At 45.3% G+C, this 24,927-nt stretch carries 25 protein-coding genes; 12 read left to right on the top strand and 13 right to left on the bottom strand.

All coding sequences use genetic code 11. The features are described 5' to 3' along the window. Window positions 1-26 precede the first annotated feature (26 nt). The 5 genes from QUF61_RS09190 to QUF61_RS09170 form a co-directional block, all read right to left on the bottom strand. Window positions 27-1,805 (bottom strand): V-type ATP synthase subunit A, encoded by a 1,779-nt coding sequence (locus QUF61_RS09190; RefSeq protein WP_289681411.1) that lies wholly within the window; start codon window positions 1,803-1,805, stop codon window positions 27-29. After that, window positions 1,798-2,499 carry a V-type ATP synthase subunit E family protein gene (locus QUF61_RS09185; protein WP_289681410.1) on the bottom strand — a complete coding sequence of 234 codons (702 nt, stop codon included), beginning with the start codon at window positions 2,497-2,499 and terminating at the stop codon, window positions 1,798-1,800. The genes QUF61_RS09190 and QUF61_RS09185 overlap by 8 nt, the downstream gene beginning before the upstream one ends. Continuing rightward, a complete protein-coding gene (locus tag QUF61_RS09180) occupies window positions 2,496-2,846 on the bottom strand; it encodes a V-type ATP synthase subunit F (RefSeq protein WP_289681409.1) in 351 nt (116 codons plus the stop codon). Before QUF61_RS09180 ends, QUF61_RS09185 begins: the two co-directional genes overlap by 4 nt. Next, window positions 2,846-3,307 (bottom strand): ATP synthase subunit C, encoded by a 462-nt coding sequence (locus tag QUF61_RS09175; protein WP_289681408.1) that lies wholly within the window; start codon window positions 3,305-3,307, stop codon window positions 2,846-2,848. The genes QUF61_RS09180 and QUF61_RS09175 overlap by 1 nt, the downstream gene beginning before the upstream one ends. A 107-nt stretch (window positions 3,308-3,414) precedes the next feature. Then, window positions 3,415-4,206, bottom strand: coding sequence for a hypothetical protein (locus QUF61_RS09170; protein ID WP_289681407.1), 792 nt, complete (start codon window positions 4,204-4,206; stop codon window positions 3,415-3,417). 286 nt (window positions 4,207-4,492) lie between these two features. On the opposite strand from QUF61_RS09170, the gene mgtE reads away from it, so the two are divergent. The 5 genes from mgtE (at window position 4,493) to QUF61_RS09145 (ending at window position 9,751) form a co-directional block, all read left to right on the top strand. After that, a complete protein-coding gene (gene mgtE, locus QUF61_RS09165) occupies window positions 4,493-5,896 on the top strand; it encodes a magnesium transporter (RefSeq protein WP_289681406.1) in 1,404 nt (467 codons plus the stop codon). 183 nt (window positions 5,897-6,079) lie between these two features. Further along, entirely contained in the window at window positions 6,080-6,775 is a 696-nt protein-coding gene (gene phoB / locus QUF61_RS09160) for a phosphate regulon transcriptional regulator PhoB (RefSeq protein WP_289681405.1), read from the top strand. Continuing rightward, window positions 6,772-8,103, top strand: a complete 1,332-nt coding sequence (phoR, locus tag QUF61_RS09155; protein ID WP_289681404.1) for a phosphate regulon sensor histidine kinase PhoR — start codon at window positions 6,772-6,774, stop codon at window positions 8,101-8,103. Before phoB ends, phoR begins: the two co-directional genes overlap by 4 nt. Before the next feature lie 66 nt (window positions 8,104-8,169). Continuing rightward, on the top strand, window positions 8,170-8,559 hold the full coding sequence (locus tag QUF61_RS09150; RefSeq protein ID WP_289681403.1) for a PilZ domain-containing protein: 390 nt from the start codon (window positions 8,170-8,172) through the stop codon (window positions 8,557-8,559). A 49-nt stretch (window positions 8,560-8,608) separates the two neighbouring features. Beyond that, complete coding sequence (locus QUF61_RS09145; protein ID WP_289681402.1) at window positions 8,609-9,751, top strand: sensor histidine kinase; 1,143 nt, start codon at window positions 8,609-8,611, stop codon at window positions 9,749-9,751. 25 nt (window positions 9,752-9,776) lie between these two features. Here the strand turns inward: QUF61_RS09145 and QUF61_RS09140 are convergent, their stop codons facing one another. Further along, window positions 9,777-10,499 carry a magnesium transporter CorA family protein gene (locus tag QUF61_RS09140; protein ID WP_289681401.1) on the bottom strand — a complete coding sequence of 241 codons (723 nt, stop codon included), beginning with the start codon at window positions 10,497-10,499 and terminating at the stop codon, window positions 9,777-9,779. Between the two features lie 151 nt (window positions 10,500-10,650). Between QUF61_RS09140 and lptM the strand changes: the two genes are divergently transcribed. Then, complete coding sequence (lptM, locus tag QUF61_RS09135; protein ID WP_289681400.1) at window positions 10,651-10,845, top strand: LPS translocon maturation chaperone LptM; 195 nt, start codon at window positions 10,651-10,653, stop codon at window positions 10,843-10,845. A 6-nt stretch (window positions 10,846-10,851) separates the two neighbouring features. Further along, window positions 10,852-12,093: a diaminopimelate decarboxylase gene (gene lysA / locus QUF61_RS09130; protein WP_289681399.1), complete on the top strand. Its 1,242-nt coding sequence runs from the start codon at window positions 10,852-10,854 to the stop codon at window positions 12,091-12,093. Between the two features lie 97 nt (window positions 12,094-12,190). Here the strand turns inward: lysA and QUF61_RS09125 are convergent, their stop codons facing one another. Genes QUF61_RS09125 through QUF61_RS09115 form a run of 3 tightly spaced genes read right to left on the bottom strand, consistent with a single transcriptional unit; the run spans window position 12,191 to window position 15,788 of the window. Continuing rightward, on the bottom strand, window positions 12,191-13,156 hold the full coding sequence (locus QUF61_RS09125; RefSeq protein WP_289681398.1) for a hypothetical protein: 966 nt from the start codon (window positions 13,154-13,156) through the stop codon (window positions 12,191-12,193). Window positions 13,157-13,203: 47 nt separating this feature from the next. Further along, entirely contained in the window at window positions 13,204-14,736 is a 1,533-nt protein-coding gene (locus QUF61_RS09120; RefSeq protein ID WP_289681397.1) for an SAM-dependent methyltransferase, read from the bottom strand. Continuing rightward, entirely contained in the window at window positions 14,736-15,788 is a 1,053-nt protein-coding gene (locus QUF61_RS09115; RefSeq protein ID WP_289681396.1) for a hypothetical protein, read from the bottom strand. The genes QUF61_RS09120 and QUF61_RS09115 overlap by 1 nt, the downstream gene beginning before the upstream one ends. A gap of 139 nt (window positions 15,789-15,927) precedes the next feature. Between QUF61_RS09115 and QUF61_RS09110 the strand changes: the two genes are divergently transcribed. Next, window positions 15,928-17,511: an IPTL-CTERM sorting domain-containing protein gene (locus tag QUF61_RS09110; protein ID WP_289681395.1), complete on the top strand. Its 1,584-nt coding sequence runs from the start codon at window positions 15,928-15,930 to the stop codon at window positions 17,509-17,511. An 80-nt stretch (window positions 17,512-17,591) separates the two neighbouring features. After that, window positions 17,592-18,635, top strand: coding sequence for an AAA family ATPase (locus QUF61_RS09105; protein ID WP_289681394.1), 1,044 nt, complete (start codon window positions 17,592-17,594; stop codon window positions 18,633-18,635). A 27-nt stretch (window positions 18,636-18,662) separates the two neighbouring features. Here the strand turns inward: QUF61_RS09105 and QUF61_RS09100 are convergent, their stop codons facing one another. The 3 genes from QUF61_RS09100 to QUF61_RS09090 form a co-directional block, all read right to left on the bottom strand. After that, window positions 18,663-18,995, bottom strand: coding sequence for a hypothetical protein (locus tag QUF61_RS09100; RefSeq protein WP_289681393.1), 333 nt, complete (start codon window positions 18,993-18,995; stop codon window positions 18,663-18,665). Window positions 18,996-19,009: 14 nt separating this feature from the next. Then, window positions 19,010-20,359 carry a sigma-54-dependent transcriptional regulator gene (locus QUF61_RS09095; RefSeq protein ID WP_289681392.1) on the bottom strand — a complete coding sequence of 450 codons (1,350 nt, stop codon included), beginning with the start codon at window positions 20,357-20,359 and terminating at the stop codon, window positions 19,010-19,012. A gap of 150 nt (window positions 20,360-20,509) precedes the next feature. Then, complete coding sequence (locus QUF61_RS09090) at window positions 20,510-21,745, bottom strand: permease (RefSeq protein WP_289681391.1); 1,236 nt, start codon at window positions 21,743-21,745, stop codon at window positions 20,510-20,512. Window positions 21,746-21,803: 58 nt separating this feature from the next. Here QUF61_RS09090 and QUF61_RS09085 point away from each other — a divergent pair, with 58 nt between their 5' ends. The 3 genes from QUF61_RS09085 to rsxG are packed head-to-tail and all read left to right on the top strand — an operon-like array spanning window position 21,804 to window position 23,787. Next, window positions 21,804-22,829: an RnfABCDGE type electron transport complex subunit D gene (locus QUF61_RS09085; RefSeq protein WP_289681390.1), complete on the top strand. Its 1,026-nt coding sequence runs from the start codon at window positions 21,804-21,806 to the stop codon at window positions 22,827-22,829. Window positions 22,830-22,836: 7 nt separating this feature from the next. Continuing rightward, complete coding sequence (locus QUF61_RS09080) at window positions 22,837-23,124, top strand: hypothetical protein (protein ID WP_289681389.1); 288 nt, start codon at window positions 22,837-22,839, stop codon at window positions 23,122-23,124. Window positions 23,125-23,133: 9 nt separating this feature from the next. After that, window positions 23,134-23,787 carry an electron transport complex subunit RsxG gene (gene rsxG, locus QUF61_RS09075; protein WP_103919191.1) on the top strand — a complete coding sequence of 218 codons (654 nt, stop codon included), beginning with the start codon at window positions 23,134-23,136 and terminating at the stop codon, window positions 23,785-23,787. Window positions 23,788-23,950: 163 nt separating this feature from the next. Here rsxG and QUF61_RS09070 read toward each other — a convergent pair whose 3' ends face one another. Beyond that, entirely contained in the window at window positions 23,951-24,793 is an 843-nt protein-coding gene (locus QUF61_RS09070; RefSeq protein WP_289681388.1) for a restriction endonuclease, read from the bottom strand. Window positions 24,794-24,927: the final 134 nt, after the last annotated feature.

Genomic DNA, 24,927 nt, shown 5'->3' with positions numbered 1-24,927 from the left:
CTACGTCTCTACAGCACTTGCTACATTTAGATGGATGAATGCACCTGTTTATACTCATAACGAATCCGGTCAAACAAAATTTCCACTTCTTGCTTAAAAGCCTTCATTGCTTCCGGTTGATCATTTCGATAACGTGATTTCAAACGTTTGGCCTGGGCCAGCAAAGGCAGGTCAGCCAGTTGTTGGGCGGGCACGTCCAGGGCCAAGAGTTCCTGCCCTTGTTGGTAAATATCGAGCATGATTTCCAATAATAAAAACTGCTTTTCCTGTGAGCAGAAACTGTCAATTTCATCCAAGGCGCTTTGTTGCAATAAACCCTCTTTAATCAGTTTAGCCCCTTCCAGCACCCAGCGTTGTGGAGCGGACAAGGCTTCTTGTCCGACCAGGTTAACGATACGGGTTAATTCATCGGCCTGGGTTAATAAGCTCATCGCCTGCGCACGGTAAGCCGCCCAGCGACTGTCTATATGTTCTCCCCACCACAACTGGGATTGTTTGACATAATCAGAAAAGCTTTCATTCCAGTCCACGGCGGGGTAGTGGCGGGCATCGGCAAGTTCTTTGGATAAGGCCCAGAAAGTCTGGATAATTTCTTTGGTATGGCTGGTGACAGGCTCGGAAAAGTCACCGCCAGGGGGAGAGACTGCGCCGATAATGGTCACTGATCCGGTTTTGCCGTTCAGCGCTTCCACCTGCCCTGCGCGCTCATAAAAAGCCGCCAGATTGGAGGCCAGGTAAGCGGGGTAACCTTCTTCCACCGGCATTTGTCCCAAGCGCCCAGAGACTTCACGCAGTGCTTCCGCCCAGCGACTGGTGGAATCTGCCACCATTACCACGTCAAAACCCTGATCGCGGAAAAATTCGGCAATGGTAATGCCAATATAAATCGATGCTTCCCGCGCCACCACTGGCATATTGGAGGTATTGGCAACCAGCAGCGTGCGCTCCATCAAAGAGCGCCCGGTATAAGGGTCCATCAGTTTGGGAAAGCTTTCCAGAATATCAACCAGCTCATTGCCGCGCTCGCCACAACCCACATAGAGGACAATATCGGCATCTGCCCAGCGTGCAATCTGTTGCTGCACCATGGTTTTACCCGCGCCAAACGGCCCTGGCACGGCAGCTTTGCCGCCTTTAAGCAAGGGGAAAAAGGTATCTAAAATCCGTTGTCCGGTAAACAGTGGCTCACTGGCATGGGTGCGTTTTTGATAAGGTCTGGGCATACGCACGGGCCAGCGTTGAAATAGTTTGACTTCATGTATCTTATCCTGGCTATCCTGAATAGTGGCAATGGTTTGTTCTATGCTGTAACTACCCGCAGGCGACAGGCTTAATAAAATGCCGCACAAGTCTGGAGGCAACATAATTTGCTGATTAATGGTCTCGGTTTCCTGCACACTGCCCAGAATTTGTCCGGCACTGATTTTGTCACCGGGCTTATAAGTAGTTGTGGGTACAAATGGCCAGGTTTTTTCCCGATCCAGCGGATCCAGGTTTAAGCCCCGTCCGATATAATCACCACTACGCGCTAAAATCTGCGGTAAGGGGCGTTGTACCCCATCAAAAATCTGGCCTAATAAACCCGGCCCCAGTTCCACGGATAAAGGATGTCCCAGGGCTTCGACCTTGCCACCGGGTTTTAAGGTGTCGGTGGCTTCATAAACCTGAACGATGGCTTGCCTGCCTTCCAGGCTGATAACTTCGCCCATCAATTCCAGATGGCCCACCTTAACCTGTTCGCCATTATGAATATTGTCAATTTCAACACGCACGATAGGGCCGTTAATTTCAATAATTTTACCCATTGAACGATAACTCGGTAAAGGCGATGCCGGGAGATTCATCGGCAGGTAATAAACGCGCCAGAATAATTTGCCGCAGGCGTTCCTTGTTGCGTTCAAGCTGCCCATGAAAGGTGTTATCAACGCAAATACGCTCATCAATGCTGCACACTAAAATACCACCAATCGCCGTTTTTTCCTGTTGCTGAGACAAGGTTTTCAACTCAACTTGTTGCACGATACCCAGTTTTGTGACGATATCCTGCCAGTTATCAGTTTGCTGTTGCAAACGCGCATAATCCAAGGCCGTTACTTTTGCCACCAGTTGTTCCTGTTCAATGCAGTCAGCTGCTTGTTTTAATAAGTCAAATAATAATAGCAGGTAGTTTTTTTCATCTTGCACGCTATCTTGTAAGCGTGCCTCCAGTTTATGCAATACATCATCAACCAGTTGCCAGCACAAGCGATCCAAGTCTGCACGCATAGCCATTTGCGCGGCCTGCACTTCACGCACGACCTGTTGTTGGGCGGCTTCCTGTGCCTGCGCAATGGTTTGTTGTTCCTGTAACTGTAAGTGATAGCCGGATTCCTGGTGGATGCGGTAGAGCATTTGCTTCATTTCTGCTTGCTGTTGCGCAGCGAGTTCCTTAGCGTGTTGCAAGATAGCATCACCCAAGGCATCAGCTTGTTGGCGCTCACTTTCCGTACTGGAACTCATTTATCAATCACCTGTTCAGTTTCAGTATCCAGAGTATTCAGTGCTTGGGGGCCTAAAATTTTATTGACCAGTTCTTCAACCCGGGGGCGATAAGCACTGGGGGCATTTAGTGGAGGGATTTCAATAATCACCACATGCGCGCTTTCATTGCGTAGCTGGGTTAAACATTTGCAGTGGGGATAACAAATCAGACTTTGTTCAATTAAAATCAAGGCCCTTTCTTTACTGCTGAGTAAATGACAGGCAGATTGCTCCAGTACGCTTAAGTCGGCATCAGGATAGGTTTCAAACCCCAGCAGCGCAAAGCCCTGCATGAGGTGTTTTTCACCAAAAGCCAATAAACGCATTAAATTTTATCCAGCATCAGGATGCTGAGTACCAGGCCGTAAATGGCGATACCTTCCGCCAGCCCCATAAAAATCAGACTGCGCCCAAAGGTTTCCGGTTTTTCGGCAATAACGGCCAATGCGGCAGTACCAATTGCGGCAACGGCATAAGCCGCTGCCAGTACAGCGAAAATGGTCGGCAAGGCAATACCAAGAAAAACCAAACCAGCGCCCATCGTCATTTCCATAGGTTTGCTTGCAGCAATAGCCACAGGCTCTGCAAACACCTGTTGCGTTGCCAGAAGTGTCAGTGCCAGAAAACTACCAATAAATAACAAGGCGTTAAAACCTAAAATATGCTTAAGCCATTGTTTTTGAAATTTGCTGGCAACGCCTTCAGCTTGCTCAGCACTATGGAGATAAAAACCTGATGCAATAATCAAAAGCACGGTAAACCCCATTAATCCACTTATCCATAGCATGAGCCTCTCCTTTCCTTTAATATTAGTAAGTAACCAATTATTAAAGTATATTGCATATCAGCCTAAATTGCATATCAGTCTAATACGATAGGAAAAATACTATGGTTTTAAGTCGCAGCAATATCCATTTCACGAATAGCGATAAAAGTCGGTGAAGACTTCTGGTAACGCGCCCAGCGGATATGTAAAAAGTTGCCTGGTAACTTCTGGTTGCGCACCAGGGACTCGCGCAACGCTTTTAATTCTTTCAGGAGTTCTAATACAGATTTGCCGCTGAGTTCTGCATCCATACGGGTTGGCACATCATGTAATTCCACGGAAATAACAGTATTAAACGCCTGAAATTCAGCTTGTCCTGTGGGATAACGCACAATTTGTGGATTCGATTTAAGATCATGCAGTGGAATGGTATTTTCCGGATTGATGGGAGAAAGCTCCGTCCAGACATAAACGGGGGATTTAGCTTCTTCCTGCTGCGCCCACAAGGTCACGTAACAGGGAACAACCGTATGTTGGTTCACGCGGTAATCAATGGTGTTAAGCAGACAGTAAGGCAGCGCAAAATTGGACACTACATTGAGCATAATATGAGATTGTGCAACTTTCATATGCAAAATGGTATTGAGCAAGTGCCGGATCTCTCCCTGAATTTTTTTCACATGCCCATCCAGATCTTGGATTAATAGTTCCTGCATCTGTGCTAAAGCCTGTTGGGGAAGATAGCGACCAGTGGTTGGAAAGGTTAATACTGCCTGAAACGACTTCATCATGCGCTCCATTTCCAGCAAATGGTGCTTGATGTAATCCTGAATTAATTCTCTGGGCAGTACCCGACGCAAAGTTTCCGGTGGTGTTCTTTGCAAAATCTGGCGCATTTCATCAATATCAATTTCTTGCATAATAGTATGCCAGCCTGGTTTTTACATACGGTGGATAAACAGTTTGAGGTTTAAATTACATAAAACCTGTAAAATGATATGCAATACGTATTCCGAGATTAAATAACTGGAGTTACGCAAAAACTTCTTTTTTGTACTTCAAGCGATTCTATTTAACAAAAATAAATAGAAAATTTGATCAAATCCAGATTTTTTGTAGTAGATTACCCGAAGTCCGATAGACTCCTAGGCTGCTGTCTCAGTATTGATGGCTTCCTCGGCAACCATTATATCAAGGAAGTGTCCCATGACAAATTCACCCTTACCTACGGCCACAGTCAAAAAAGTGGCACGTTTTAGTGAAGCTGAAGCTGCATTATTTAACACTTTATATGAACTGATTGAGGAGGGAAAGCGAGATATCGTGCTGGATAAAATTCATGACTGGCATCCTGCAGATATTGCACCTATCGTTTTACACCTGCCCTACCCTTACGCCAGACAATTTTTTCAATGGCTACCCACTGAGCTTGCCAGCGGCGTACTGGCAGAATTGGACGATGAATTTCGTACCAGTTTGTTAAGTGAAGCGACTGTACCACGTTTAACGCCGTTGCTGGAAGAGTTGGATACCGATGATGCAGCGGATGTACTCAGTAATTTACCCCCCCACCTGATTGCCAAATTGTTGCCAACCTTATCGGATTCCAGTGCGATTGCACAGTTGCTGACCTATGAGGAAGATTCTGCCGGCGGCATTATGGCGGCACATTATGTTGCCGTACCTAATGGCTGGAGCGTACGTCAGGCCATTGAAGCAGTGCGTCGTCACGCCGATCAAATTGAAGAATTGTCTGAGTTATTTGTGGTCAATGAGCATGGACATTTGCTGGGTTCTGTCAGCTTGAAAGATTTGCTGTTAGCCGTACCGATGACACCAATCACACAGATTACGGACACCGATGTTGTATCGGTACCTACTGATATGGATCAGGAAGAAGTCGCATTGGTGATGGAGCGCTATGATATGTTGTCCTTGCCGGTAGTGGATGACAGCAATTGTTTAGTGGGTTGCATCACAATTGACGATGTGGTTGATGTCATCCGTGAAGAAGCCGAAGAAGATCAACGTAAAATGGGGGGCATTTCTGCGGACGAACAACCCACCAGTTCAGTCTGGCAAATTGTCCGGGGACGTTTGCCTTGGTTATTAGGGGGGTTGCTGGGTGCAGGTTTGGCGGCAACGGTGGTTGGCTCCTTTGAAAGTGAACTACAACGTGCGGTGATCCTTGCCAGTTTCATTCCCATCGTCATGGCAATGGCGGGAAATGCCGGTATTCAAAGTGCAACCATTGCCGTGCAAGGTTTGGCTTCCGGTGAAGTCTGGTCCAGTGACTTATTACCACGTTTAAGCAAAGAACTGCTAGGGGCGGTGGTTAATGGGCTGGTGGTTGCTGTAACTTTAATTATCAGTATTTTATTATTTTCAACGGTGATGAATTTTGATAATCCACTGAAGCTCGCCTTAACCAGTAGCCTGTCGCTGTTTCTGGTGGTTATCATTGCCGCCTCATTAGGTGCAACTATCCCCTTGTTATTACATCGTTTTGGCATTGATCCAGCAGTTGCAACCGGGGTTTTTATCACCACTGGTAATGATATTATCGGTGTGTTTATCTTTTTTGTTATTGCGACACAGATTTATTTGTAGGGTTAGTGTTACGCAAAAGCTTCTTTTTTGCAGGTTTTGAAGATTTGAAATACGAAAAAACCACTTTTGCTTCACGTTGACATATGGCTGGGGTGTTATACAAAAATTTCTTTATTTTGTATAAAAAATAAGCTTCAGTTTTTGGTAAAATTCTTATTTTCCACTACTATGGCTCGATATGTTATGACACCTAAACCTGTTATTTTACTGGTCGAAGATGAAGCGCCGATTCGGGAAATGTTAAGAATGAACCTGCAACGTAGCGGTTTTGATATCCAGGAGGCAGGTGATGCAGAACAGGCAAAGGCCTTGATTTTTGAGCAGCCTCCCGCTTTAATCCTCATGGATTGGATGTTGCCCGGCTTGAGTGGTATTGACTTTTCGCGCCATCTGAAAAAACAAAAAGTAACTCAGAATATTCCAATTATTATGTTGACAGCGCGCGCTGAAGAAGCTGATAAGGTGCATGGCCTGAATGTCGGTGCGGATGATTATGTCACCAAGCCATTTTCACCGCGAGAATTATCTGCGCGCATTAACGCGGTGCTAAGACGTTCGGGCGAACAGGATGCAGAAAGCTGTCTGCGCATTCAGGCGTTAAAACTTTACCCGGAAGAACACCGCCTAACAATTAGTGAGCAGGATGTACATTTAGGGCCAACTGAATTTCGTTTATTACAGTTCTTTATGATGCATAGAACCCGGGTTTACAGTCGCAGTCAGGTATTAGACAAGGTCTGGGGTAATGATGTTTATATTGAAGAGCGTACAGTTGATGTGCATATTCGTCGCTTGCGTAAAGCCTTGGTAGATTATGAATACGATCATATTATCCAAACAGTGCATGGTGTGGGTTATCGTTTTTCTGAGCATTCATGAAATCATCACTGCTTTATACATTTTTTTATATCAGCACCACTTTTCTGTTAGTTGCCCTGCTCAGTACACTGACGGGGTATACCCTGGAACTGTTGTTAATAACGCTTACTTTGATACTCAGTTGGCACCTGTTTAACTTATATCGTCTGGTATGCTGGCTGGAGAAAGATTACAATTTGGTATTGCCCGATTCCATTACGGTGGGGTTGTGGGGTAAGGCAGTTAATAAAATTTCCAGTTTACAAAAACACAATCGTAAACGTAAACGTAAACTGACTAACCTGCTCAATCGTTTTCGTACTTCCACCCAGGCAATGCCAGATGCGACGGTTGTACTGAACAGCCGTTATAAAATTGAATGGCTCAATCGGGCCGCAACGCGTCTGTTGGGTCTAAAAGCCTGCTGTGATACAGGCAAATTATTACCCCGGCTGATTCATAATCCAATTTTCCATGAATACCTGCAAAGCCCTCCAGAAACCTTACGCGATACCATAGAAATGCCCTCGCCTTGCAATCCCGATAAGATGCTACAGGTGCAACTGGTACCCTATGGCGGCAATAAGCATTTATTAATTGCCCGGGATGTGACTAAACTTCACCGCTTAAAGCAGATCAGGCAGGATTTTGTTGCTAATGTTTCCCATGAATTGCGCACGCCACTGACGGTATTGCACGGTTTTATTGAAACGTTTCAAGATGAGTTCAGCGCGCAGCAGCAATCACCAGCCTGTCAGGAGCTGACACAGGAATGGCAGCAGCCACTGGAATTAATGGTACAGCAAAGTTTGCGGATGCAGAATATTATTAATGATTTGCTGGTTTTATCTCGTCTGGAATCAGAAGTACCCAATGAGCAAAGTGTACCGGTTGCTGTTACCCAATTATTGGAAAACCTACATCTTGAAGCTATCGCCTTAAGCGGTGGACAGCAACATCAACTAAGCTTGGAATCCGTGCCTGATTTACAAGTCTATGGTCAGGCTGATGAACTCAACAGCGCATTTGGTAATTTGATTTTTAATGCCGTGCGTTATACACCTGCACAAGGCAAAATTCATATTCGCTGGTTCTGGGATGATGATGGTGCGCATATGAGTGTAACCGATAGCGGAGAGGGTATTGCGTCTGAGCATTTGCCCCGTTTGACTGAACGCTTTTATCGGGTGGATGTTGGGCGCTCCCGTAATCAAGGTGGTACAGGATTGGGTCTGGCAATTGTCAAACACGTCTTAAACCGGCATTGCGCTCACCTTGAAATTCAAAGTCAAGTCGCTCAGGGAAGCTGTTTTTGTTGTAATTTTCCGGTAAAAATGATTGTATTGTAGGTACTAAGCATCAAAAAATGCTGTAAATCTACTGGATGTACAGAGACTTTGGTAAAAGGGAAAGTTATGAAAAATCAGCGCCTGGAAGATCGCCGACAATTGCATCGTTACCCACATATCATGGATGCACAAGGAAAATTGCTGGGTTATCTGGCAGATATTTCTTTACACGGCATGTTAATGATTGCCCATCACGCCATTGAACCGGGAGACATCCAGAAATTCTGGATTCATTTACCCAAACATCTACCATTTCATCAACCTATCTTTCCCATTACTGTGGAAATCCGCTGGTTTCGTCCTTATGTGCATCAGGATCATCTGTTTGTTATCGGTTGCCAGTTTCCTGATTTGCCCGTTGCCGATCAAAAATTAATCCAGGAAATTCAGAGTTTATTAGGTTTTGATCCTGATTTTCATCCCACACGTTATGTTAAACCGTTAGATGAAGCTTAGCGTCTATACGAGGTTTTCGTATAGACATTTTGCCTCGGGCTAAAACACCATGCCGCCAGCCTCTTCCTCTCCAACCAGCACTTTTCTGCCGGACTTCTGTCAATGGCAAATGTTATTCAGCGCCCTGATGATTTCTCAGTTGTTAGCAATTTTATTGGTTTTAGCACCGATGGAAGTGGCTCAGTACAAACTGGAAATACTCTGGCATGTTTCCCTGTTTACTCTGGGCGTAACACTTTGCAGTGGCATGTTGTTATGTTTATTGCGTAATTGGCTGGAACGGCGCAATAAAATATTTGCAGTGTTATTCAGTTATATGCTGATCTTATTAATTACGGCACTATTTACCCATATTGCCTGGTATTTTTTTGTTAATCCGGTGATAAGCTCGGTAAAAAACCCCATGCCGGGTTCAGAGCAGCAATTTATCATGCCAGCCATGAAATTAAGAATTACAGGCGAAGGTTTGATTAATGTGGTGCCGATACGCTATCACCTGTTTATGTTTCGTAATCTGGCAATCAGCGCCATTGTCACCCTTGTGGCACTGCGTTATTTTTATCTGATTTACCACTGGCGTCTGACCACTGAGGCCGAAGCGGAATTTCGGGTGCAGGCTTTGCAGGCGCGTATTCACCCGCATTTTCTATTTAACAGCATGAATACCATTGCCAGTTTAACCCGCTTTGATCCGGATTTGGCAGAGCAGGCTGTAGAAGATTTGTCTGAACTGTTTCGTGCCACCTTAAGTGATGCCAAAAAGCGGGTAACGCTGGAAGATGAGTTACAGTTATGTCAACGTTATCTGCGCATTGAAGGACTGCGTATGGGCAATCGTTTGCAAGTGGAATGGCATATGGAAACCATTCCCAAAGATGCGCTGCTGCCTAAACTTAGTTTGCAACCATTACTGGAAAATGCCATTTATTATGGTATTCAACCCTTGCCCGAAGGTGGCTTAATTCAAGTGGTCGGCATGAGTGATGAGCACGATATTAAAATTGATATTGAAAATCCACTGCCACCACCGGATATGCCAGTGCCACAAAAAGGTAAAGGCAACCGGATTGCGCTGGAGAACTTGCGTCAACGTCTGAATGTCTATTATGGTCGTCAGGGTCATTTAGATATCCAAAACGATGAACGCAGCTACCGGGTCAGTTTGCGTTTTCCTTATGAACGTGCGGAATAATGACCCCATTGCGCGGCAGGGCGATTTACTCGTCTAAAGATTGCCGCATCATATAACCTATCCCAACACCGCAAGCCAGTATAATCCAGAATATACCCGGCAACATTTCCAGACCGCTTGGGAACTTCATGCTGAAAATGGTTGCCAGCGCGGTAACGGGTAAAAATAAACTGACCAGTAAATTTAAACGATGTCCTGAAGCAGCAATTTTATGGCTGAGCGCGGCCTGTTCTTCACCGCGTCTGGCAATTGTAAAATCCATTGCATATTTGGCTTCCTGTTCTAATAAGTCCGCAGAACGTGTCAGTTGATAAGCATGATCGCGCAGGGAAATCAGTTCTTTGACGGATTGAAACTGTTCACGCGCCTGCTGTAGCGTATCATGTTGATGGCGCAAGGTACGCGCAATCGGGGCAATTTCACGTACCAGCTTAAAAAAATCTTCCGCTTGCTGTGCTTTTTCCAGATGAATTTCAAACTTTTCTATTATTTGCTGATAGTGTTCCAATAATTGCAGTAAAGCCCGCCAACCATCTCCTGCTGCTTTTGATGCTTTCCAATGTCCTTCTGGCGAGCACCAGAATAAACGGCTTTGACGTTCACTACTATCACATTGAGGTGGTAAATGTAAAATCAGCAGCAAATGTCCATCTGCTGCCATCAGACGCTGTCGTCCACTATGTTTACCAAAACGGGCACGAAATATTTCTGGTACTGCCCAGTTACGAGGCACAATTTCAGCTTGCATTAAATTCTCCTAAATCTGGTACACACTATCAATAATCTGGCGTAAGGTGGAAGTGATTTTTAGCTGCACAGCAGCTATAAAGAAGCTTACACCGAACCCAGGTTAAATATGCTAAAGTAATGCCTTTTTTTAATACAGACTGAAAATACAAATGCCTTTATCTCGTTTATTTTTTCTGTTTCTTTGTTTGTTGAGCTTCACATTGACAGCGTGCGGTCAGAAAGGCCCTTTATATTTACCGCAAGCACAAGCCGAAGCACAAACTGAAACGCGCCCTGATACCATCAAAGTGCCACAGAAAGCACAAACAATGAATAAAAAACCTCACACAACGGATAAAAAATAAAACATCATGGATTATTTTCGTTATCAAGCAGGTACCCTGCATGCTGAAGATGTCGATTTACAACAATTGGCCAAAGAATATGGTACCCCGTGTTATGTCTACTCTGCGGCAACTTTAGAGCGCCATTGGCGTGCTTTTGATGATGCCTTGAGCAGACGCCCCCATTTAATCTGTTATGCAGTAAAAGCGAATTCTAACCTTGCTGTACTGGCTTTGCTGGCAAAATTAGGCAGTGGGTTTGATATCGTTTCACAGGGTGAGTTAGAACGGGTATTACGCGCAGGTGGCGATCCGGGGAAAGTGGTTTTCTCTGGCGTGGGTAAGACTGAAGCGGAAATGCGTCGCGCGCTGGAAGTGGGTATTTATTGTTTTAATGTCGAATCTCGTTCGGAATTATTGCGTTTAAATCAGGTTGCCGCAGAGATGGATAAACAGGCATCCGTGTCCATTCGCGTTAACCCCGATGTTGATGCCAACACCCATCCTTATATTTCCACGGGCTTAAAAGAAAATAAATTTGGCATTGATGTTGATGCCGCTTTACATGTTTATCAGGAAGCGGCTACATTATCCCATATTAAAATCATGGGTATTGATTGCCACATTGGTTCGCAATTAACGGAAATCAGTCCATTTATGGATGCCCTGGAACGGGTGTTAAAACTGGTTGAACAATTAAAAGCCCAAGGTATAGAACTGCATCATCTTGACTTAGGGGGGGGGTTGGGTGTGCGTTATCGTAGTGAAAGCCCGACAGAACCTGCACAATATTGTCAGGCCTTAAATGCAGCGCTGGGTGATGCACCTTATCAGATTTTGCTGGAGCCAGGGCGTGCAATTGCCGCGAATGCCGGGGTTTTATTAACCACAGTGGAATACCTGAAAACGACACCAGTGCATCATTTTGCCATTGTTGATGCGGCTATGAATGATTTATTACGTCCATCTTTATATCAAGCCTGGCAGGAAATCATTCCGCTGCAACCTCGGCATGATAGTGAAGCATTGCCTTATGACGTTGTTGGGCCTATTTGTGAAACGGGCGATTTTCTTGGCAAGCAGCGCCATCTGTCGATTTGTGAACAAGATATTTTAGCCGTGCGCTCTGCGGGGGCTTATGGCTTTGTGATGAGTTCGCAATATAACAGTCGCCCCAGGCCGCCGGAGATTATGGTGCAGGGTGACACCGCCAGAGTTGTGCGCAAAAGAGAAACGCTGGATGATTTAATGGTGTTGGAGTGCATCTAATACGACTTTGTAATTTGCCAGGGGTGCCGTCTTCCAGACGGTAGCCCCAGAAAGCTGACAGAATGTCGGCGTTGCCAGTAGAGAATGAGCAATTTTTTCAGGGTTTAACAGCACCTGGAAGGCCTGTCAATAAACCAAGCTGGGCATCAAAATCTTGAAATAACTGCTCCATATCCGTAAGCAAAATACTGGTTTCTGGAGAAAGCCGTGTTTGCTGTGAAAGTGCTGCGCTATTAGCGGCTTCCTGGAAAATTGGTGCAAAAGTACTGATAAGATTTAATAACATTTCTTGTTGTTGCTGGTAGGTATAAAGGTTATTTTGTAAATAGCCCAAACGCTCATCAAACTCAGTCCAGCGCTGGAATTGTTCATTCATTTCTGTAATCATGGCATTTTTTACATGTTGCTGATAAGTATCATAATTTTCTGCCAATACGTGATCAAGATTCAGATTTTTTTCATACTGCTGTTGACGTTGTTCAACCTGCGCTTGTTGCTGTTGAATTTGCTTTCTCATATTATTGAGGATTTGCTCAGCTTCTTTCAATGTTGTAGTTATCGTGGTTCGTTTATGACTCAGATCACTTACCACTTTAGAGAATTTTATAAGCTCAGCAACTAATTTTAAAACCTGATTTTTCCGGCGTTTCTGACAACTTTCATTAGGGTTGCCGTGATTACAAGCGGGTTGATAATAACGGGTTTTATTATTTTTATGTTGTCCATCATATTGCCGTAATAATTGTTTATTTTGCAGGCGTATAATTTGATAAAGTTGTGCCTGCACCTGAATTTTATTTTGAAAATCATTTAACTGGGTATCGAGTGCATTGAGCTGAAAATTACTGTTAGGCAGCTTCTCGGGTTTAGGTTCAGGTTTTTTCTTTTTTTTGATAAAGGGAATTTTATTTTTAATTTTTTGCGTGGTTTCTTTAACGACGGTGATGGGCTTGGAATCTTGAAAAGGGAACTCAATCAGACCAGTGAAAAATAACACGCCCAAACAAGCGATAATCGCAATAAAAAATATGAGATATCTAATTTTTACAGGGCTTAGTGACATGGGTGCCTTTAATAAATAAGCTGAGTTTGATATAAGCTTCTTTTTTATTATTCACTGCGTACAACCAACGGTTGTGGTATCGCCGCTTGTAAGTGTTTATGCTGGCGAAGATTCCGGGAAATGTCCAACCAAATATCCATGAGATCGTACCAATCACTACCAGGCAACTTCTCCCCTTGCGCCACATAGGTCGCCATTTTAATCAGTTTGCGCACATAATTCAGTGTCGGTATGGAAAAATGATGGGGTTGTAATGTTAAGCAGGCATAAAGCTCCTGTGGCTTGCATTGCTGCCCTTGCTCCTGTAACCACTGTTCAAGCAACTGCGCGGCTTGCTCTGACATTTGCGCCTGCGCTGTCACTTCGGCATAAGCCGCAGCCAAATCTGTTTGAGCAATAAGCAAATAAAAAAACTGTTGTGCCGATACGCTGATTTGCATTTGCGATGTTTGTTGTGGCTTGCTCTGCTCCAGCTTTTCCAGATTATTGCTGGTTTGGGAGGTGATGGCCTCACTCTGATACAAAGCTTGATAAACTGCGCTGGGACTGGCATCGCAAATGGCTTGGTATTCCGTTTGATTCAGTGTCATTGCCAGACGTATTACCGTGGGTTGCTGTTGTAATACGGCAAGTAATGCGGGTTGTAGAGCAAAATTTTCCAATAAATTTGTCAGTGCGCTACGACCTGGCAAGGGTTGTTTAGCAGGTGGGCAGGCATGACTGGTCATTGCGCTCAACGTGATGGCATCATCTGTTGCTGAGTTGTTATGCGTTTGCTCACTATTTTCAGGTATGGGCGATTCTAACGCTATACCCAGTTTTTCAGCCATGCTTTTATCAATCTGCGGTGGCGATACAGGCGGCAGGTATAAGGTGCTGATTGAACCTAAGCTGCGCTGTTGTAATTGCGCTAAAGGCAGGTATTCAATCTGTGCCGGACAGCCTGGATAAGGGCTGGCCTGGTAAATAAATATTGCATGTTGTGCCGGATAAAACTGCTGCAAATATTCCAGCAATACCTGTTTATTCGGGTTGTCATGGGTCTTTTCCTGATAATGCAGCTCACCGACATTACCGGGTTGCCATAAAATCACATGCATATCTGTAGGCAACTGCCGTTTGCATAGCAGCATTTCCGTACTTTCCAGACTCAGGCAACCACTGTTTGCCGGGTCAAAACCAATATCGGCAAACAAACAATCTTCAGCAGAAACGCCGGGCAGCATGGCGGCAGGAAAACCCTCTGCGCGCGCCATGGCAATGGCTAAATGTGGCGGCAGACTGAATACGCCGGGATGACCGTAAAACACGACACAGACTTGCTGCCCCCGCCGTACTTCCTGCATGATGTATTGCGCCATGTTTTGATAAGTTTGTATACGCGGCTGCTGATCCTGATAAAAGCCGGATAAATCAGTGCAACGTGGATTCTGTTTGCGCAGCCAGATGGCAGTTGCCGGATCAGCAACGCAATATAATAATAAATCTGCACTACGTATCCAGGCGCGGGTTTCCAGCGTGATATGGGCAATACTTTTTATGCCAGAGCCAGCGACGATTAAACTGCCTTTTTTATCCATTACCTTAAAGGCTCCAAAGTGCCGCAACGTGGACTACCTGCAAGATTAATGTCCAGATGCCAGCGTGATTTAAGCTGTGACTGTTGCCACAAGGCTTGCTGCACCTCGCATTGATAGGTTTTACCATTTTGCTTATCACTGAGCATCAAATAATGCTGGGCCAAGCGCTGCCCTTCGCGTTCACAACCCAGCTTCTGGCTTTGTCTTTGACCGCCACAAGCCAGCTTAAAACTGGCCCAGCGTGGTTTTTTATCCTGTCCCTGGCTGGTTGCAGCGCGGTTGTGCGCCCAACGGTTGAGCTGGTAATTACAATATTGATCATAAATGGGTTCTTTACGGTAGCGGGTGCGGCATTCCTGTTTTTCCTGATAGGTGCCATCACCTTGATCAATACGGCGCATACTGCATTCCTGACCATCCGCTACCTGTTTATGGCTGCGCACTTTTTCACTGCGATTAATGCGATAAGCATCATGTGGCATGGCATCACACCAACTGGCTTTGGCCTGGGCGCGATATTGCTCGATTTGTATACTGTATTCCCAACGATGTTGCTGCAACTCCACCGTCACTTCTTTGCTCCACAGCAAAAATGTGGCAATTAAAGCAATAACCACCGCTACGCCGGCAATTATCCAGATTTGTTTTTTCTTTTTTGCCTGTTGCGCAGCCAATTGTGCTTTTTCTGCTGTTGCCTGGTCAGTCAGTTGATCAGCCTGACGTGTTTCCGAGAAGCTTTCATCAGTAGCACGCAACTGTGAATCCCGTACTTTCGCCTGCGCCGCTTCGCTCATGGGCGAACCGCAACTGATACAAAACTCAACATTGGCGGCATTTGGCGTATCACAAGCCTGACAAAGCTTGTCAGCACCAATAAACTGATGATCTTCAACTGCAACCTTATCCTGATCCGAGGGATAATAACGTTGTTCCGGGTCTTGCGCCGCGCCGCAGGCCGGACAATAACGATGCGTTTTACCCAGCAGCTTGGTGGTGCCGCAAAACTTACAGTCCCACATCATTTCATAGGTTTTTGTCTGTTTTTCTGTCATGAGGATTTGACCTTATAAAATTATTGTTCCCGTTTCTTTAGTGTAACAAAACCCATAGCGTGAATAAGCAACAAACAAGACTTTTTTCGTTTTGCCCTGTATATTATTGGATAAAACCCGATGTTCAGGAATATAAACCATGAAACCTATAGCATATTTTTTAACAGCCATATTTTTAACCTTACTTAATCCCGTGGCGAGTGCGCTTGATATATTAAGTCCGCAAACAGCCAATACCCTGGTGCAGCAACTGCTCAATGACCCACAAGCCTGCCTTGCCGGTTCTTCGGTTTCGCAATGCCAGTATCATGGCGCGACTGAAGCAGCGGCTGTGTTCAATCAGGGGACAAGTTCCGGCCTGGACATCGATAGTGGTATTGTGCTGAGTACAGGCAAAACCCAGGATGCCAGCGGCCCTAACCTTTCCGGTGGTAAAACAACCAATTTTAATAGTGCAGGGGATAGCGATCTCAATAACTTAACCACAACAGGCAGCAGTTACGATGCGGCAGTATTGGAATTTGACTTTCTCGCCCAGGGTAGCAATCTGTCTTTCCAATATTTGTTAGCCTCAGAAGAATATAATGAGTTTGTAAATTCCAATTTTAATGATGTTTTTGGTTTTTTTCTGCATGATATCGCTAACCCCACTCAAAAAATCAATCTGACCAATATTTCGATTAACAGTATTAATAAAACCAGCAATAGCACTGAATTTGTTAATAATGACTATAATGATTTTGCCAATCAAGTCGCTCCGTTTGCGATTGAATATGACGGTTTTACCCGCCTGCAAACTGCCACCACGGCATTGACGGCAGGCAATCAATACCATCTGAAACTGGCAGTTGCCGATGTGCGTGATTCCAGTTTTGATTCTGCGGTTTTTTTACGTGGTTTCAGTACCATTCCTGCTGAAATTCAGATATTTGATGGGGCTACAGATTTAGTCAGCGGCAGCAGTCTTGTTGACTTTGGCAGCACACCTGAAAACCAGCCACTGACAAAAACTTTGCGGGTGCAAAACAGCGCTGGGCTTGGTGCTGCGGACTTGAACCTGAGTCAGTTGACTTTACCTGCAGGCTTTTCCCTGCAAAATACCAGCGCCCTGCCAACGTTGCTGGCATCTGCTGCCAGTCTGGATTTAATCGTGCAACTGGATGCCAATAATGCTGGACAATTTTCCGGGAACTTGCAACTGGATAATAATGACCCGGATGAAAATCCGTTTCAACTATCTTTGCAAGGCAGCGTTATCAGCACAGTGCCCAAACTGACGGTACTGAACAGTAATGGGCAAGCATTGAACAGCGATGTGGATAACCTGAACTTTGCCAGTCTGCCCAGTGGTGGCAGCCAAACTTTATTAATCTCGCTGCAAAACACCGGCACGGCTGATTTAGTGCTCAGTAATTCCAGTCTGCCTGCGGCTTATCAACTGGTCAACTTCCCACAAACGCCTATCACCCCCGGAGGCACCAGCCGTTTTGGGGTACAATTTAGTCCCACAACAATCGGACAGTTCAGCGGTAGATTACAATTTCAAAGCAATGATCCGGCAATGCCACTGTTTCGTTTATTTGTGACTGGACAAGCCGTTGCCCCAGTGCCTACAGTCAATAATCCCGCAGCCTCAATTCCCACCCTGTCAGAATGGGCGATGATTTTATTGTCTTTATTAGTGCTAGGTCTGGGAATGCGTAAAGTGAGAGAGATTTCATAGGCTCTTGAATTTTGCATGCTACGCATATATCAAAGTCACTCTTACAGCGAAACATCTGAACTTTAAGGATTAATAACAAGATGCGTCCAGCTCAACTGAGTGTGTTACTTGATCGTGAATTTATCAGCGCCGTTGCCGGACATCATACACCGGTTATGTTATGGGGGCCGCCGGGTGTGGGTAAATCCCAGATTGTGGCTCAGGTTGCTGCACGGCATCAGGTGCCAGTGATTGATATCCGTCTATCACAAATGGAACCCAGTGATTTACGGGGTATTCCTTTTCGCAGCAAAGAACTGGTGGAATGGGCAGTACCCGCCTTATTGCCCGACCGTGAGCGTCATGGTGAAGCCGGCATACTGTTTCTGGATGAAATTACCTCAGCTCCACCCAGTGTCTCTGCGGCAGCCTACCAACTGATTCTGGATCGGCGTCTGGGCGCTTATGAAGTGCCGGAGCATTGGATTATTGTCGCAGCAGGCAACCGCCAGGGTGATCGTGGCGTGACTTACACCATGCCCGCGCCGCTGGCAAACCGTTTTTCCCATTTTGAAGTGGATACCCATTTGGATGACTGGGTGGCCTGGGCTTATCAGAATCAGATTGATGAGCGTATTATCGGATTTTTGCGTTTTCGCCCGGAATTATTATTTGATTTTGATCCCGCGCATAATCCCGTAGCTTTCCCTTCGCCGCGCTCCTGGGAGTTTGCCCATCGTGCTGTGCAAAAATTCATGGAATTGCCGGATTTATTACTGGGAGGGCTGCAAGCTTGTATTGGCCCGGCGGCAGGCATTGAATTAAAAGCGTTTATTGATAACCTGGAGAATATGCCCAGCCTGGATGCCATCTTAAATGGCGAGGATGTCCCCGTGCCTAAGGCTATCGACTTACAATATGCGGTAGCCTCAGCTTTGGTGGGTCGCGCTATCCGTGCCAAGGGCAGCGAGGATTCACAGGCAGTATACGGGCGTATTTTAGAATATGCCGGTTATTTCCCACAGCGTGAAATGGGCGTGATGCTCATTTCTGATATGCAACGCGCCATTGGTGATGAATTGTTCCGTGTGCCACAGTTTCAAGCTTGGGCGCAGCAGGTGGCAGAAGTGATGTTGTATGAGTAATGATTCAGCTTAAGTAGATGAGCATAACTATTCATCTACCGCTGTAGATTGCTGTAAGGCTTCATTCGGCGCAGGCCCAGCGCTGACAACCGCATCACCGATAGGCAGGGGATCACCAATTTTAAGCTGTGCTGATTCGGATAGATCTTCCGCCAAAGTACCACTAACCGCCGCAGAAGCCCCCAGCGGCACACTGGAAGCGCCTGAAACGATCTGCGCGCTACCTGCCGCGCCTTGAGCGCTGGCATTGATGCCGTGTTGTAGTGATAATTCACTATGTCGGGCGCTGCCTTCAGCAAATGCAATAGTCGAACTTAATAAAGCAATAACTGTGATACTGGTGATAAGTGATTGATACATAAAGCTGTCCTCTATCATCGTTTCGTCTGTTTCGGATCAATATCCAGCGCACGCAGTTTGCGATATAAATGGGTGCGCTCCAGCCCTACCCGGCTGGCAACTTTGCTGACATTACCACCGGCTTCCTGCAACTGATATTCCAGGTAAGCCCGTTCAAACTGCTCGCGCGCTTCTCGCAATGGCAAATCAAAAATTGGCATATTACTGGTCGTGACCGCACGTTGCTGTGCATTGAGCGTGGGTTCAACCTCGTCCACATCAATATCATCATCATGGCCTAAAATTAACAGGCGCTGTACCAGATTTTTTAATTCTCGCACATTACCCGGCCAATGATAATTGCGTAAACGATTTTGTGCGGCCACGGTAAAACGCCGGTAAGGGAGATTTTCCTGAGTAACAAACAGGTTGACATAATACTCCAGCAACTCCGGCACATCTTCACAATGTTCGCGCAAAGGTGGTATATGTAAGGGTAGGACATTCAGATAATAATACAAGTCTTCACGTAATTTTCCGGTACTGACCACCTGCTCTAATTCATAAGGGATCGCCGCGATAATACGCACATTAATCGGCACGGTTTGATTTGTGGCATTATGCACAAAGGCTTGGTTTTCCAGACTACTGAGCAGCCTTGCTTGCAGCGCGCTGTCTAAATCAGCAATATCACGGATAAATAAGGTACCGCCATTTGCCTGCTCTAAACGCGCCGGGGTGTTGCCTTCGCTACCGAATAATTCGACCGATTGATTTTCCGCGCTCATGCCAGCAATACGCACATTGATAAATGGCGCACCTTTACGCGGACTGTTATCGTGCAGATAATGCGCAAACAGCGAGCGACCACTGCCTGGCTCGCCGATAATCAATACCGAAGCATCGTGATGCTCCATACGCAATACCTGCTCGCGCAGGGTGTTCATCACCTCACTGCGCCCTAATGGCTCAGCAACTTCAACATTATGTTTAAGGCCGGTATTTTCGCGCCGTAGATTACTTATTTCCAAGGCACGATGAATGGTTAATAAGAGTTTGGATAAGGCAATGGGTTTCTCAATGAAATCATAGGCTCCCAAACGGGTGGCTTCCACCGCAGTTTCCACCGTGCCATGCCCGGACATCATAATGACCGGGGTTTCATTCAAACCACTTTCCATCCATTCTTTTAATAGAGAAATGCCATCGATATCCGGCATCCAGATATCCAGTAAAATCACATCAGGACGTTTTTCCTGACGTAAATTGCGGGCACTTTCCCCATTTTCAGCAATATCAACATGGAACCCCTCATCTTCAAGAATTTCCTGTAGCAGGCTGCAAATATCGGGTTCATCATCAACAACAAGAATGTGTGCGCTCATGTTCCTAGTCGTTCTTTGTCATAAAAAAAGGGCCATTATCCTGTTTTTTGCAGCAGGATGCCAGAAACAATGCCATTGAAGTATTTGGAAGTCATTTTATTTCAATAGCGAGGGCAAGCAGAGTACTAACGCAAAACTGGCTGGAAAACTTTATGATGTTTCATAACCCGCAGCCCGGATTTCCAGTTTAATCTGCTCAGTTTTGCTGCTGTCATCCAACTCAAAGCTAACTGATTTATTTTCCAGATTAATTTGCGCGTCAGCGGCACCCTCAATACCCTCAACAGCGCGTTTAACATTCGCTGCGCAATGCATACATGTCATACCATCAACGGTTAAGGTAATACGATTGCTCATATCCAACATCTCCTGTGTTTTTTGTGAAAAAAAGCGACGCATATAATAACCAGCCAGCATCAACAACAGCAAGCCTGAGCCGATTAATTTCAGCCAGGCGGGTAACAATTCATGCTGATGGGTAAAAATGATTTGTCCCATCCCATAATGTGCAACCATCAGGTTTAACAGGCCGCCCAATAACAAGCTGACCACGGCAATGGTTAATAAATAAATCGCAGTGGCGCGCTTACCCACGATTTTCAGTACGGTGGCAATGCTCATGGCATTGGTTGCCGGACCAACTAATAAAAATACCAAAGCCGCGCCGGGTGACATGCCCTTCAAAATTAACGAGGCCGCAATTGGGGTTGAGGCGGAAGCACAGATATACAGGGGGATGCCCACCACCAGCATAACCAACATTGATGTCCAGGTGCCGCCCATCCAGGCTTCAAAGAAATTTTCTGGTACCAAAGCACTGATAAAACCCGCAATGACAATGCCAATCAACAGCGCATTGGCGATTGGGCCAAGTAATTCATATTCAATATAACGACCAATATGAGACAAACGATCTTTGGCAGTTTCCTGTGTACCTGAGCTTGTTGCCTCTTGTTTATCGATGCCTGTTGGCTTGCGTTGAAATAAATTCACAAATAAACCGGCAGCCAACGCGGTTATTAAAGCGGCCATAATGCGAAAAACACCAAAAATCCAGCCTAATAATGAGTAGGTAATTAAGTAACTGTCCGCGCCAATTTGCGGGGTTGAGATCAGAAAAGAAACCGTAGCCCCATTGGAAGCCCCGCTTTTTTTCAAGGAAGCGGCAACCGGCACCACACCACAGGAACAAATCGGCAGCGGAATACCAAAAGCGGTGGATTTTAATACTGATAAAAAGGAGTTATGCCCTAAATGTTTACGCACCAGTGATTCTGGAAACAGAATATGCAGTAATGCTGCAATTACAAAACCCAATACCAGATAAATGGCAATTTCATTATAGAAATAAAGGGTTTGTTCTAAAATATGTATAAATAAATCCATAGTGGAATTTTCCTGAATGTTATAATCAACCCGAATTTACACCCGCAGGATGCGTGAAATGCCATTTACAGTCAGTCCAGCCCCTTACAGCCACCAGTCTTATACCATTTCTGAAATTATGCGCCAGGTATTATACGCCTTGATACCCGCTATTTTATTGATATTTATCTTTTATGGTTGGGGCATATTCTGGCAATTACTACTGACCTGCACCGCAGCATTAGTGACTGAAGTTGTAATGCTGCATCTACGCAAACGCCCGATTAAAGCCTTTGTCAGTGATAATTCCGCCTTACTCAGCGCCTGTTTGCTGGCAGTTGCGATTCCACCGCTGGCCCCCTGGTGGATTAGTGTACTGGGTATCAGTTTTGCGTTGATATTTGCCAAACATTTATATGGTGGCCTGGGTTATAACAGCTTCAACCCCACAATGGTAGGTTATGCCATGTTACTCATTTCATTTCCGGTGGAAATGACCCAATGGCAAGTTGCTGATGCCAATGGTACGGTATTTTATGCGGGGTTTATGGAAAGCTTTCAGATTATTTTTAACAACCTACAGGTTGATGGTCTAAGTGGTGCCACAACGCTGGATGTGATGAAAAATCATCTGAACGAATCCTGGATGCTCAGTGAAATTGTGCAACTACCCGGTTTTGGCTTGGTTGGCGGTCAAGAACAGGAATGGATTAGTCTGGCTTTATTATTAGGCGGCATCTGGCTGGTTTACCGGAAAATTATTGGCTGGCAGATTCCTGTTGCCTTGCTGGGCAGCCTGTTTGTAATTGCAAGTTTATTTCATGTGCTTTATCTCGACAGCATGCCTTCGCCTTTATTCCATTTATTCAGCGGTGCAACCATGTTGGGTGCTTTTTTTATTGCCACTGACCCAATTACCGCAGCAACCTCCAATCGTGGCAAGCTCTATTATGCCGCAGGCATTGGTTTGCTTATCTACATTATCCGCAGCTGGGGCGGTTATCCTGATGGCGTTGCATTTGCCGTTTTATTGATGAATATGGCTGTACCCACGCTGGATTATTATACCCAGCCACCGGTTTTTGGCGCAGAAAACCGGGATTAGAAAAGACATGATAAAACTGTTAATTGTTGCTTTTTTAAGTTTTATCATGGGACTTTTTGCCTGTTACTATGATGTTGCCACGCGTCTGAAGGTTGCCCCGCCCGTAACCCAGCAGAGTGATGCCCAACACAGCGAAAAAAATAATGCCCAGGAAACAGAAGAGGCACCTGCGGAAGATGAGGATGAAGAGGCAGATGAGGAAAATCTGGATGAAGACAATGAAGAAGATGAAGCAGAAATAAAAACCAGCATCCCATCAGACACAACAGCAGGCACGGAAGCGAATGCAGATTAAGGAAGTTTCATGAACCAAAAACAAGAAGTCTCAGCACTGAAAAATGCAGCGCGTGGCGGTATTGTCTTACTGATTTTTGCCGTATTCGGTACCTTACTTGTGGCCCTGACTTATGAAGGCACTCGTGAAAAAATTCAAAACAACGAAAGGGCTGCCTTACTCAATAAGCTGCACCAATTGTTACCACCAGAGCTGCACGATAATGATTTACTGATAGACACGCTTGAAATACAACACCCGGTATTACTGGGTACCTCTGATCCCATCACTGTTTATCGCGCGCGTAAAGCAGGACAGCCAGTGGCCCTGGCTTTTATGCCGGTTGCCCCCGATGGCTATAACGGTAATATCCGTTTACTGGTAGGTATTGATTATGCGGGTACTTTACTCGGCGTGCGCGTGATCAGCCACCAGGAAACACCAGGCCTGGGCGATGATGTTGATGAACGTAAGTCAGACTGGATCACCCGTTTTCAAGGCCATTCATTGCATAACCCGGAAGAAGATCGCTGGCAGGTTAAGCGTGATGGTGGAGTGTTTGATCAATTCACCGGCGCGACGATTACACCGAGAGCTGTAGTTCGCGCCGTGCTTAAAAGTTTGAAATATTATGAAAAGTATCGTGAGCAGTTGTTTGAAGCGAATCCAAATGAACAAATCTGAGTTCGACATACGATGAAAAAAATCTCACACAAAGCCGCCAAGATCGCAAAGAAGGCTCCTGATGTTTTTGTAACTTTGTGTGAGATTTTATATCAGCATTTTTTTACAGTAAGTTATTGATGAGGTAGAAAAGCACATTCATAACAATTTTCTATAGCATCATTCAGATAGCCCCAGCGCCAACAATTTCCATCAGTTTACTAAAGCTATTTACCACACCATATTTTACATTTTCAGGGTCAATCTTTCGATTAATTTCATCAAAGAACTTACGTGCACATTTTATCTTTGTCTTTTCAATTTCACGGAGTTCCATGCTGGACATGGAGCCTTTGGTTTCTGCGACAAAGTAGACATGCTTAACGGTACCTTCTTTGAAGGATATGGCCCAGTCGGGATTGTAGTTTCCAACCGGCGTGGGGATTGAAAATCCTTTTGGTAATTTAGCGTATACAACTACTTCGGAACTTGTATCAAGCTCTTTGACAAAATTACGTTCTGTTTTGGAGTCGGTAATGACATAGTCGTATATATGTCGTTTAAGTAGATCTCCGGCTTTACTGAAGTCCTGTTTACTTTGTCCATCTGTAAAGATATCGATGTCATGAGTCTCGGTTACAGCATCGTAGCTCAAGTGCTCGATAATAACGCTCGCTTTTTGTTCCTGAATCAGGCGCGTGGCTTCAGAGATGAAGCTTTCCGGGTTGTTTTTAAACTGTGCAAATACCGGCTTTTCGAGTCCTGATAAAATCTCTGTAACAGTATGTCTGGTCAGTTGCACGTTTTCAGCCACCTTGCCGATCAGGTCGTATTTCACTGCTGAGTGAATCGAGTGGACATTATGCTCACTGGAGGTTTCCTTTAGCTTGAAACTGTTACCAAACTTCATTTGATCATAGCTGATGCTTTTAGCCTGCTCACCTCGCTGAACGTTGTATTCAAGCAGCAATTCCCGGTCAGCATAAAATGAGTTAAAATATATGCGGTTTGCTTGATGAGGATGCACCGGTGAGGCAGCAATTCCCGGTCAGCATAAAATGAGTTAAAATATAGGAAAAATAGACACCATAAAAGATAGAATTATGCCAAAAGCCTTACCTCCAATTCCGTCATACGATGATATTCAGGCATCTTCATGCC

It is taken from the genome of Candidatus Venteria ishoeyi (genome assembly GCF_030378065.1).
Taxonomy (GTDB): Bacteria; Pseudomonadota; Gammaproteobacteria; order Beggiatoales; family Beggiatoaceae; genus Venteria; species Venteria ishoeyi.
The sequence above is the reverse complement of the archived record's forward strand: the minus strand, read 5'-3'. Positions and strand labels throughout refer to the sequence as shown.